The organism is Nostoc sp. 'Peltigera membranacea cyanobiont' 232, from assembly GCF_002245985.1.
In the GTDB taxonomy this organism is placed as follows: Bacteria; Cyanobacteriota; Cyanobacteriia; order Cyanobacteriales; family Nostocaceae; genus Nostoc.
The window spans coordinates 44,679-56,503 of record NZ_NOLK01000008.1; the positions used below are offsets into that span (position 1 = coordinate 44,679).

9 protein-coding genes are annotated in these 11,825 nt (G+C 35.3%); all 9 read left to right on the forward strand.

Annotation, left to right across the window (positions count from 1 at the left end):
- The first annotated feature begins 635 nt into the window (after positions 1-635).
- The 9 genes from CDG79_RS04530 (at position 636) to CDG79_RS04570 (ending at position 11,773) form a co-directional block, all read left to right on the forward strand.
- Positions 636-2,840 carry a GumC family protein gene (locus CDG79_RS04530; protein ID WP_094341066.1) on the forward strand — a complete coding sequence of 735 codons (2,205 nt, stop codon included), beginning with the start codon at positions 636-638 and terminating at the stop codon, positions 2,838-2,840.
- 73 nt (positions 2,841-2,913) lie between these two features.
- Positions 2,914-3,855 (forward strand): hypothetical protein, encoded by a 942-nt coding sequence (locus tag CDG79_RS04535; RefSeq protein ID WP_094341067.1) that lies wholly within the window; start codon positions 2,914-2,916, stop codon positions 3,853-3,855.
- A 51-nt stretch (positions 3,856-3,906) separates the two neighbouring features.
- On the forward strand, positions 3,907-4,860 hold the full coding sequence (locus CDG79_RS04540; RefSeq protein ID WP_094341068.1) for a glycosyltransferase family 2 protein: 954 nt from the start codon (positions 3,907-3,909) through the stop codon (positions 4,858-4,860).
- 96 nt (positions 4,861-4,956) lie between these two features.
- Positions 4,957-6,279 (forward strand): flippase, encoded by a 1,323-nt coding sequence (locus tag CDG79_RS04545; protein ID WP_094341069.1) that lies wholly within the window; start codon positions 4,957-4,959, stop codon positions 6,277-6,279.
- A 54-nt stretch (positions 6,280-6,333) separates the two neighbouring features.
- Entirely contained in the window at positions 6,334-7,260 is a 927-nt protein-coding gene (locus tag CDG79_RS04550) for a hemolytic protein HlpA-like protein (protein WP_094327333.1), read from the forward strand.
- Between the two features lie 37 nt (positions 7,261-7,297).
- Positions 7,298-8,518 (forward strand): O-antigen ligase family protein, encoded by a 1,221-nt coding sequence (locus tag CDG79_RS04555; RefSeq protein WP_189524880.1) that lies wholly within the window; start codon positions 7,298-7,300, stop codon positions 8,516-8,518.
- Positions 8,519-8,565: 47 nt separating this feature from the next.
- Positions 8,566-9,393 carry a class I SAM-dependent methyltransferase gene (locus CDG79_RS04560; protein WP_094341071.1) on the forward strand — a complete coding sequence of 276 codons (828 nt, stop codon included), beginning with the start codon at positions 8,566-8,568 and terminating at the stop codon, positions 9,391-9,393.
- 67 nt (positions 9,394-9,460) lie between these two features.
- Entirely contained in the window at positions 9,461-10,732 is a 1,272-nt protein-coding gene (locus CDG79_RS04565; protein WP_094341072.1) for a glycosyltransferase family 4 protein, read from the forward strand.
- Between the two features lie 24 nt (positions 10,733-10,756).
- On the forward strand, positions 10,757-11,773 hold the full coding sequence (locus tag CDG79_RS04570) for a hypothetical protein (RefSeq protein WP_094341073.1): 1,017 nt from the start codon (positions 10,757-10,759) through the stop codon (positions 11,771-11,773).
- The last annotated feature ends 52 nt before the right edge of the window (positions 11,774-11,825 follow it).

Sequence of the window (11,825 nt, forward strand, 5' to 3'; positions counted from 1 at the left end):
ATGTTGGATTACTAATCAATAATTACATCAGCATTAACGTAAAACTGAATCAACAAAAAAAGGAGTGCTAATAAAGTACTAAAAATATGAGTTATCCTGTTGTTTCTCTCAGCAAGATATAAAACCCTGTGAAGGTGGGTAATATATACAGAAAATATGTTTGACGCAGTTTAGTCGAATATATTCTGTGAGTTAGGCTGTCAGGTAATACTTTGGGTTTAAAAAAATTTAAAATCAGTTAATAAAATCGTCAAGATTCTATATGTAGCTATCAGAGTATACACTAGCAAACTTTGATAAATTAATACTACAATAGTTTCATTAAAATTAAAAAAAGTTGAGTCTCTTTGAGTCTGGCTTTGATAGAATTTTGACTTTTATAAAATCGCTTTATCTTGCCATGAAGGAGGTTGTGCTTTAGTTAGCAAGAGTGTATTCGGAATGCCAATGGTTCAAATTACATACTGTATATGTTCCATCTGTAAATGGAAATCGGGTAGTATGAATTAAAAACATCTGTTAGTTTAGTTCAACTCTTAAGCAACCTAAAGCACAAAGCGTTAACTCATAACCAACGCAAATATTACTAAGAAAATCTACAGCAAATAGTCTTTTAATTTTAAATTTTTCTTATTATGACGATGGAATCTTTACCACAGTTTGAAGAAGTAAATATTCAGAAATACTTAGAAGTTATTCAACGGCGTTGGCTACCTCTAGTTGGAATTTTTAGCATAGCTGTTACCCTTGGATGCTTGTATGCGTTTTCACTGAAACCCTCATACAAGGCAGAAGGGAGTTTGATGATTAAAACAAATCGTTCTTCCTCACTCACAGGGGTATCAGAAGATATAGGAAGATTGGAAGCTTTGAACTTAAACGACAATCCCTTGGAAACTCAGGTGAGAGTTATTGGCTCGAATCCAGTGATTGGCAAAACAATTAATTCACTTCAACTCAAAGATAGTAAAGGCAAATTACTGTCGATTCCTGACTTGGCAACGCAACTAAAAATAGAAGGAATCAAAGGCACCGATGTTGTACAAGTTTCTTATAAAGGTAACGATCCTGGACTGGCTGCCAAAATTGTAAATGAAGTTATCAAAAGTTATATTGACCTAAATATCAAGGCTAATCAGGAGGAAGCACGAACAGCCAAAGAGGTTCTTGTAACGGAAGTACCCAAAGCTGAAGACATTGTTACAAGAGCTGAATCAAAACTGCGGGTATTTAAAGAACAGAATAAAATTGTTGTTCTGGAACAAGAAGCAACCGCAGCAGTCGATACGATTTCTAAGTTAGGAAACCAACTTTCTGAAGCTCAAGCTCAACTAAATAATGTCACAGGTCGTTTAGAACAGTTAAGCAAGGAAGCTCAGGTAAATCCACAACAGGGTGTAATTGCATCTGAATTGAGTCAAGCACCTGGAGTTCAAACAGTGCTTACCCAACTCCAAGAAACAGAAAGCAAGCTGGCAGTAGAACGTACCCGTTTTTCACCTGAACACCCTACAATTATTGACTTACAAGCAAAAGTTGTAGCTCTTCAGAGCTTGTTAAAACAGCGGACAGGACAAGTCGCTGGTACAGCACAGGTAACACAGGGAAGTTTACAGGTTGGACAACTGCGCCAAAGCTTAATTGCAGATATTACTCGTGCTCAGGCAGATCGTATCGGTCTAAAAAGACAAATTGACACACTCTCTCAACAGCAAGCTGCTTACATCAAACGAGCAAATAATTTGCCAAAGCTAGAACAGAAGCAACGAGAGTTAGAACGAAAACTACAAGCGGCTCAAACAACTTACGAAACACTATTAAAGAAACGCCAAGAAATTGATATTGCAGAGAACCAAAAGATTCCTAATGCTCGTGTAATTTCCTTAGCTTTAGTCCCCGAAAAAGCAGAAGGGCCTCGCAAAACGCTATTTATTGTTGGTGGAGGAGCAGTTGGTCTTTTCTTAGGTGTCATTGTCGCCTTTAGTTTAGACTTGATAGACCGCTCAGTGAAGACAGTTAAAGAAGCTAAAGAAGTCTTGAAATACACTGTTTTAGGAGTAATTCCAGCACAAGGCAAAAATGGTAAAACTCATTCTTCTATAGGAGGAATTGATAGACCTATCCCCAAAATTATTGGTAGAGATATTCCTTATTTTCCTCTTGGTAACGCATATCAAATACTCCAAGTAAACTTGAAGTTTCTCTGTTCTGATAAACCACTAAAAAGCATTGTAATCACAAGTTCCGTTGCTAAAGAAGGAAAGTCTGACGTGTCTGCAAATTTAGCTGTGACTATGGCTCAAGCAGGCCGTCGAGTGTTGTTGGTGGATGCAGATATGCGTCATCCCATACAGCATCATATCTGGGGGCTAAACAATACAGTTGGACTAAGTAATGTCATTGTAGGTCAAGTTTCTTTAGATGCAGTTGTTCAAGAAGTTATGCCTAATCTAGAGGTTCTTACTTCTGGAGTTTTGCCTCCCAATCCGGTAGCGCTGCTAGATTCTCAACGGATGGCAACATTGATAAGTAACTTTGGTAGAGATTACGATCTAGTTATTTTTGATACGCCACCTCTCTCAGGAATAGCAGATGCTGCTGTTTTAAGCACCCTCACTGACGGTATTCTATTAGTCGTTCGTCCTGGGGTAGTTGACTTGAACAGTGCTAATGCAGCTAAAGAGTTTTTAAATCAGTCAGGTCAGAAGGTGTTAGGGATAGTCATTAATGGTGTGAATATTAAAAACGAGTCTAATAATTATTTACCTGAAAGCAAAAAACGACAAATTGAACAAGATTTAGTATCTAGCAGTTTAACCAAATTTACCAAAGAGCGTTAATTTTTCGTATGTAGAGCCTTAGAGCCTTACTACAAACATCTAAACCAAAGTTTTTGACTGTAGGATTAAATTAATGACATTAAGCAAAAATCTCAAGCAATTCCTAAAATCAAATACTCCATTAGCTAAATGGAAAGGCTCTGTTTATACAAACACAATAATTCTCAAAAATCAGGTAAAAAATTATGATATATATAAGCAAATTTTATCTCCTCAACAAAGTAATGAATTACTTACCAATCTGATTACAGATAGTGAACCTTTTATGATTAGTCGCTTTGGCAGCACAGAAGCTTATTGTGTACATGAATACCTAAAAGGAGGTTACAAGGGATCTATATTTGAATCGATGTCTAATGATTCTGGGTTTTTTCCAGTAGATGAAAAACATCTAAATCAATTTAGCCAACTTTTTCTAGAATCGTCGAAATCTATAGATGCTTTGGGAGTATGGTTTCAAATTGGAGAGCCAGAAATCATCAGAAACTCTTGTCCACAAGCTTCTTTTGTTGAATTAAATACACTTGAGCCTTATTATCACAACAACCCTTGGAGCCAGAATCTTGAAGGGAAAAAAGTTTTAGTCATTCATCCTTTTGCAGAAACCATTCTATCACAATATAAAAACCATAGAAAGTTACTTTTCAAAAATCCAAATATTCTGCCTGAATTTGAGTTAATTACCTTTAAAGCAGTTCAGTCTCTGGCTGGAACTCAAACCCAGTTTAATACTTGGTTTGATGCTTATGATTGGATGTGTAACAACATTAAAGATCAAGATTTTGACATAGCTATTATAGGATGCGGTGCTTATGGACTTCCATTAGCTGCTTACGTTAAATCTCTAGGGAAACAGGCTATGCATCTTGGAGGAGCAACTCAAATTCTTTTTGGAATTAAAGGCAATCGTTGGGATAAAATTCCATTTTTTCAGTCTCTTTATAATGAATACTGGGTCAGATGTAAACCTGACGATATACCAACAAATCCTTCAAAATATCCAGCCTATTGGTAGTTGTCAATTGTAAAACTCCATTTTATTTTTCTATTGGAGATGCATTTTTATATGGGTATAAATAAAATCAAAACATCTTGTTTAATTAATAATTACAATTACGCTGAGTTTCTCTCAGAGGCTATTGATAGCGCTTTAAATCAAACTATTAAATTTGACGAAATTATTATTGTTGATGACGCTTCCACAGATAATTCTGTGGAAGTGATCGCTAAATTTACTCAATTAGCTAATGTTAAATCTATTTTAAAAGAAAAAAATCAAGGGCAATTATCATCCTTTAATGAAGGGTTTTTAGCTGCCACTGGGGACATTATATTTTTTCTAGATGCCGATGATATTTATGAACCTCAATATTTAGAAACCATCCTAAATTTTTATAATAGACGTAATGAATGTGATTTTATATTTTGTGACTATAAGAAATTTGGGGCAGTGGAAGAAACATTTCAAGTTGATACCGTTGATTTGGATTTAGGTTATTCAGTCATCAGAACTTTATATAGTGGTGAATGGATTGGCTCCATAACTTCAACATTATCAATACGTAGAGAAATAATTAGAAAATTTTTACCTATTCCCAATATAGAAGATTGGCGTGTAAGGGCTGATGACTGTCTGATATGGGGGGCTTCTTTGGTAGGGGCTAAAAAGTTTTATATGTCTAAACCTTTAGTGATGTATAGAATACATCAAAACAACCAGTATCATAACAAGAAATTCTTAGATATAGACAATAACTATGAATATAAGAGATTCTGGAAACGTAATTCTCTATTTAATTACATTTTGCAAAAAAATAATTTAAGTTTACCGTTATTATTGGCTTTTACCTCTCTCAATGAGTTAAAAACAATACCATGTCCAAAATATGAAGATTTTATTTCATACATGAAAATAATATTTTTGTTTGAGCATAATTTATTTTGGAAAATGAAGGGCATAATTTTATTATTTAGCTATTTTTTGAAAACTCTAATGGCTGGTAAATTCAAAATGTTGTAGGTAATAAATGAAGCCTAGATAAATCAACATAATATTTCACCTTAAAAAACAAAGATAGTACACGAGAAAATGTCACAGAATTAACTCCTAAAAATAATGCTAAGTAAATTAAAAATTCCCAGTTTATCAAAATTTACATCTCGTTCTGGGCTGCGTGCAATTATTGCCAATACAGGTTGGTTGTTTGCTGACCGCATTCTCCGTATGGGTGCAAGCTTGGTTGTAGGAGTATGGGTAGCACGCTACTTAGGAGTACAGCAGTATGGTCTTTTTAACTATACTTTAGCTTTTGTTAGCTTATTTAGCCCAATTTTCACTCTAGGGTTGGATGATGTAGTAATTCGCCATATTATCCGTCAATCATCAAATAGAGAGGAAATTTTAGGAACCACTTTTTGGCTAAAATTGCTTGGTGGAACTGCTTCTGTCTTATTTGCAGTTAGCACTATGTTTTTCTTGGGTGAGCATGAAACACTGAAAATATCGCTAGTTGCAATTTTAGGAATGGCAGGAATTTTCAGGGCGACTGATACCATTGATTTGTGGTTTCAATCACAGGTGCAGTCAAAATACAGTGTGATCGCTAGAAACATAGCATTTCTGCTAAATACTGTTATTAAAATCGTACTAATTTTAACAAAAGCATCATTGTTAGCTTTTGCTTGGGTAACATTAGCAGAATTTGCAATGAGTGCAATTGGCTTACTGATTGTTTACCAAGTTAAAGGGTATTCATTGTGGTTATGGCGTTGGAGTTTGTCTGCTGCCAAAACCCTTCTTAAAGAGAGTTTACCTCTAATTTTTTCGGGGTTCGCTATCATGATTTTTATGAGAATCGATCAGGTGATGTTAGGTCAAATGATCGGAAATAGTGAGGTTGGAATTTATTCTGCTGCTGTCCGTGTCTCTGAAATTTGGTATTTCATTCCGGGCGCTATTGTTTCTTCTGTTGCTCCTTCAATTTACGCAGCTAAGGAAAAATCAGAAAGTCTTTACTATCAGCGAATAGGACAATTACTCAGTCTAATGACATGTATATCTTTAGGAATTGCTCTGCCAATGACATTCCTATCCGAAAAGATAATTATAGTGATGTTTGGAAGTGGATATGCGGAAGCGGGACCAATATTATCAGTTCATATTTGGACTTCTTTGTTTGTATTTATGGGTCTTGCCACATCACCTTGGTTTATTGCTGAGGGTTTGAACCATGTTTCTTTAGGTAAAACTTTATTTGGGGCAATACTAAACATTATTCTCAATTTATTCCTTATTCCTAAATATGGTGGACTTGGGGCTGCAAGTGCAACAATAATTTCACAAGCTGCTGCTACTTTTATATGCAACGCATTTGATTCAAGAACACAAAAGATTTTTAAGATTCAAGTGCGATCGCTTCTTCCTTTCTATAAGTATTGATCGTTATTATCTAACTTTTGCAGTATCAAGTATATTGAGCAAAATTAATCCAAGATGGAAACACCAGTAACTTTTATTATTTTCAAGCGCCCACAAACAACAGAGAAGGTTTTTGAAGCTATTCGCCAAGCCAAACCAAGAAAACTTTTTGTAATTGCAGATGGGGCACGCACCGACCGCGAAGATGAGGCAGAAAAGTGTGAAGCAACTCGCGCAATTATTGAAAGAGTTGATTGGGAATGCGAGGTTATCAAAAATTATTCTGATATCAACTTAGGTTGTGCAAAACGAGTATCTAGTGGTTTAGATTGGGTATTTAATAATGTTGAAGAGACAATTATTTTAGAAGATGATTGTATCCCTCATCCGACATTTTTCAGATTTAGCGAAGAACTGCTAGAAAAATATAGAGACGATACCAGAATTGCCACAATCTCTGCTCAAAATCTTCAATTTGGACGAAAACGCACCAATTACAGTTACTATTTTTCTCGTTACAACCACTGCTGGGGTTGGGCAAGTTGGAGACGTGCTTGGCAGCATTATGATTTGACTATCAAACTCTGGCAAGAAGTGGAATCAGAAAACCTCTTACATGACATTCTTGTCGATCCGAAAGCAGTAAGTTATTGGCGACGAATATTTCAGTCTGTTTATAACAATCCTACAGGTATAACCTGGGATTACCAATGGACATTTGCCTGCTGGATACAGGGTAGCTTAAGCATTATTCCCAATGTAAATTTGATTTCTAATGTTGGCGTTGGGGCGGACGCGACTCACTTCACTTCCAACCAGGAATTTTCGTTCATCAATATGTCGATGCAAGCAATGGAATTTCCTTTAAAACATCCACCGTATATTGTGAGAAATGTAGAGGCAGATAATTTTACTCAGAAAACAGTATATAAAGCAACTATATTGAATATTTTTAAAGAGGAAGTGAAGAAAAGATTGAATTACTCAACGATAAAAAAATAGTGATATCTTTAGTTAATTAATTAATTAAATGTCAATAATGAACGTAAAGTTAACAGAAAAAATATTAACTATCTTACTACTACTCATTGCAGCAGGGGTATTAACAATACACCCTGCACAAGAAGTTTCTATGTCTACACTTGGAGGCGATAAGGTAGATACTTTGTTCAATATAATTTCATATTTAATATTATTTTATTTTCTAATTTCGTACTGGAAAGGTTTTATTTATGTAATTAAAAAAAGTCCATTACAGTTTTTTTTACTAGCAATAGTTATATTTTCCATATTGTGGTCAGAAGACCTAAGTTCTACTCTAAAAGATATAAAAGGTCTAATTCGAATATATTTTCTTGCAATCTATTTGGCAGTACGTTATCCCCTTAGAGAACAAATGAGGCTAATAGCTTGGGCGCTTGGTGCAGCTGCATTATTGTCTATGATATTCTCTGCATTCATACCAGGTTATATTCACAAATCCCCGGAATTAGTAGATATGTGGAGCGGAATTTATGGTCATAAAAATGAATTAGGTTACATGATGAACTGGAGTGCAGGAGTTTTTTTACATCTTGCCCTTAGTAGTTATCGATATCGCTGGTTAATGTGGGCACTATGTGGGTTATCTATATGTCTAATTATCCTCACACGTTCAACAACATCTTTGGCGATCCTATTGACAATGATATTACTTTTGCCTTTTTATCGATCCTTTCAAAAAACTAATTATAAATTACAAGTTATTATGATTACTTCAGCTTTAATGCTACTCATTATTTTTTCAATATTACTGATCAATAATGCCGAAACTGTAGTTGGTACTTCTGGTAAAGACCTTACCTTCAATGGACGCTCTGATCTCTGGGAACTAGTGATATCTAAGGTTTTGGAAAGACCTTGGCTAGGTTATGGATTTTCTGGATTTTGGACTAGTAATGCTGCATCTAATCTGAGAGCTACTTATGATTGGGCAAGTAATGCTCACAATGGTTTTTTAGAACTATTGTTAGAATTAGGATTTTTAGGTTTCTTGACTTTTGCAGCAGGATTTATCCGGTTCTTTGTAATGGCACTGACTCGAATTGTTTCGGTGGCAGAAAAACCTGAAGATTATTGGCCAATGCAGATGCTAGTTATCATCGTCATCGTGAATTTTTCAGAAGCAAGATTATTAACTCCCAGTTGGAATTGGTTAATGTATGTCACAACCTCTTTATCTCTGACTCTTAGTTTTCAGCGTACACCAATATATAAATAAGTCAGTACAGTAGTTTACATACTTCCATAATTGAAAGGAGAGAAAACATGAAAAAGTTAAATTTTGGATGTGGACACAGATTTTCTTCTGGATGGATCAATATAGATTTTAATTCTGAGCATCCTGAAGTGATTGCTCAGAATTTACTGCAACCACTTCCATATCCTAAAGATTATTTCGATGTAATTTATAGCAGTCATGTCCTAGAGCATTTCTCTAAAGACACAGGAGAAATGCTGGTGAAAGAATGCTATAGAGTTCTCAAACCTCAAGGCATTTTACGCATCGTTGTTCCTGACTTAGAACGAACATGTCGTGAATATTTAAGAATTATCGACAGTATTGAAAAGGAGGAAGCAAGGAAACAATATGAATGGGTTATTATTGAGTTAATCGATCAATTGGTGAGAACAGAACAAGGCGGATTGATGAAAACTTATTGGCGGGAAGTGCTTGAAAACAATGATGAGCCATCTATAACCTATGTAGAAGAAAGAACAGGTGTTAAAATCAAAAAAGAGATAGCAAACAATAATACTTCTTCTTTGTTAGAAAAAGTATTTAATATCAATCAAAATAAACTCAGAAACAAATTCAAATACCTCTATATTGACATGGTAAAGAAGTTGATACCACGCTATGTCCGCAAGTCTATGATAGATGACACATCCCTGGGTGAAAAACATAAGTGGATGTATGATAGCTATAGTATGAAAACGCTCTTTGAAAGAGTTGGCTTTTCAGATATTAAATTTATGGATGCCCATACAAGTGATATTCCAAACTTTAGTAATGAAGTCTTGGATATTAATGCTGATGGGACAGTATATCTACCAGGCTCGCTATATTGTGAGAGCAGAAAGCCAAACAACTAATATTGATTCTCTGCGATAGAGGATTAGTCTTATCAAGAATATTTTTTTCAAGTTCAATAATACTAATATGAACGTTTTGCTCCTTAGTACCCAGGATGTGGCGGGTGGTGCGGCTCGGGCTGCATATCGGTTGCACAAAGGTTTACAAAATATTAACTTCCAATCACAAATGCTGGTGCAAGAAAAATATACTGATGACAAAACAGTAATTGCACCTAATATCAGATTATTGCAAGGCATCGCTAAGGCAAAATTGACACTGGAAACTTTACCTTTAAAACTTTATTCTCAAAAGCAAAATACTCCATTTTTTATTCAATGGTTGCCAGATAGAGTTATTTCTCAAGTTGCTCAGATTAATCCAGATATAATCAATTTGCATTGGATTAGCGCAGCTTTTATGCAAATAGAAACTATTGCTAAACTAAAGCGTCCTTTGGTCTGGACAATTCATGATATGTGGGCATTTACTGGAGGATGTAGCTACACTGGGGATTGCGATCGTTACCAAATCTCCTGTGGAGCCTGTCCTCAACTGAACAGCAAAAAGGATTGGGATTTATCCCATTGGGTGTGGCAACGTAAAACCAAAGCTTTGAAAAATTTAAATCTGACCATTGTTTCGCCAGGTTCTTGGTTAGCCGAATGCGCCAAATCTAGTTCTTTGTTTAAAAATTTACGAATTGAAGTAATTCCCAATGGGTTGGATACTCAAAAATATAAACCCGTCGATCAAGGTTTAGCGCGAGAACTACTGAATTTACCTCTGGATAAACAACTCATTTTATTTGGAGCATTAGATGCAACTAATGACTCTAGAAAAGGTTTTCATTACCTGCAACCAGCACTACAAGAATTTAGCAAATCTGGCTGGAAAGATAAGTTGGAGATCGTTGTTTTCGGTGCATCTCAACCTGAAAATCCACCTGATTTGGGCTTCAAAACCCACTATTTGGGACATTTATATGATGATATATCTTTAGCAACTGTTTACTCAGCAGCTGATGTGATGCTTGTGCCGTCTCTGCAAGAATCTTTTGGACAGACAGCTTCTGAATCACTCGCTTGTGGTACTCCAGTTGTTGCATTTAATTCTACTGGCTTAAAAGATATTGTCGATCATCAGCAAAACGGCTATTTAGCTAAACCTTATGAAATTGAGGATTTCGCCAAAGGAATTGCCTGGGTACTTGAAAATGAGCAGAGATTAGAAAAGCTGTCATTCTATGCTCGCGAGAAAGCAGAACAAGAATTTACTCTAGAACTTCAAGCGCGTCGTTATTCAGCTTTGTTTCAGGAAATATTGATGATAGCAAAGAAATCTTCATTTAGTAATTAACTTAGTAAATCAATACTTCATAATATGTCAATACCTATAGCTTTTATAATTTGTACAGAACCTGGTCGCTTGGAAGCTCAATCTTTAATGCTTGCAGAAAGTATTCGTAAGTTCTGTGGAAAATTAAAAGATACGCCTATATTTAGTTTTCATCCTAGAGTGGGTGAACCTATATCAAAGCAAACCCAAAAAGCATTTGAAGCGTTGCAGGTAAATCATCAACAAGTCCCTATCAATCAAGAATTTCATGAATATTATTTAGCAAATAAACCTCTGGCTTGTGCCTATGCAGAACAAAATATCGACGCGGAAATATTAGTTTTTCTAGACAGTGACAAATGCTTTTTTTCTGAGCCAAAAGAGTTTTTGTTACCCGTGAATTGTAACGCTCGTTTACGTCCTGAGTATGGTCAAGGAATTGGTTCTACAGGTCTGCAAGACTCTCAAGAATGGTATTGGCAAAAGTTATATGAAGTGCTGGGGGTAAAGCGTGAGGTATTTGTGGAAACACCAATTGGTAAGAAAAAAATTAGAGCCTACTGGAATTCTGGTTTGGTCGTTGTGAGAAGGAGTGCAGGTATATTTACAGCTTGGAAAGAGAATTTTGAAAAAGTAATGCGCCTTGATATCACTCCTCCTCAAGGTCTTTATTTTGTTGAGCAGTCTGTTTTATCGGTAACTTTATGTGCCTTAGAAGAAAACGTTGAACATCTTCCTGCTAATTATAGTTATCCTTTGCCTTTACATAACCGTTTATCAACCGAACTACAAATTAAAGACTGGAATGATATTACATCAATTCATTATTTCAATTTATTCTTCTATAACGATTGGGATGCACAAATTAAAAGACTGAAAAGACTTAATCTTGATTCAGAAAAATATCGATGGTTGTGTCAAGAGGTTGTCAGACTCAAGATGCCTCGCATATCAGTTTTACATCGATATATGCTGGTAGTTATAAGAATGGAACAAAAATTACGAAACTTTAATTTAGATATTAATTTGAGTGGCTGGATAGAAAAAATGGCTAAACTTTAAACGTAATCAAAATAGTTCTGTATAACTTGATTATTTGGATTGAGCATTTTCA

Bases quoted from the DNA above. Each gene is read 5' to 3' on its own strand.
- CDG79_RS04540 (WP_094341068.1), top strand. From the start codon at position 3,907: ATGGGTATAAATAAAATCAAAACATCTTGTTTAATTAATAATTACAAT.
- CDG79_RS04570 (WP_094341073.1), top strand. From the start codon at position 10,757: ATGTCAATACCTATAGCTTTTATAATTTGTACAGAACCTGGTCGCTTG.
- CDG79_RS04565 (WP_094341072.1), top strand. From the start codon at position 9,461: ATGAACGTTTTGCTCCTTAGTACCCAGGATGTGGCGGGTGGTGCGGCT.
- CDG79_RS04545 (WP_094341069.1), top strand. From the start codon at position 4,957: ATGCTAAGTAAATTAAAAATTCCCAGTTTATCAAAATTTACATCTCGT.
- CDG79_RS04560 (WP_094341071.1), top strand. From the start codon at position 8,566: ATGAAAAAGTTAAATTTTGGATGTGGACACAGATTTTCTTCTGGATGG.
- CDG79_RS04530 (WP_094341066.1), top strand. From the start codon at position 636: ATGACGATGGAATCTTTACCACAGTTTGAAGAAGTAAATATTCAGAAA.
- CDG79_RS04550 (WP_094327333.1), top strand. From the start codon at position 6,334: ATGGAAACACCAGTAACTTTTATTATTTTCAAGCGCCCACAAACAACA.
- CDG79_RS04535 (WP_094341067.1), top strand. From the start codon at position 2,914: ATGACATTAAGCAAAAATCTCAAGCAATTCCTAAAATCAAATACTCCA.
- CDG79_RS04555 (WP_189524880.1), top strand. From the start codon at position 7,298: ATGAACGTAAAGTTAACAGAAAAAATATTAACTATCTTACTACTACTC.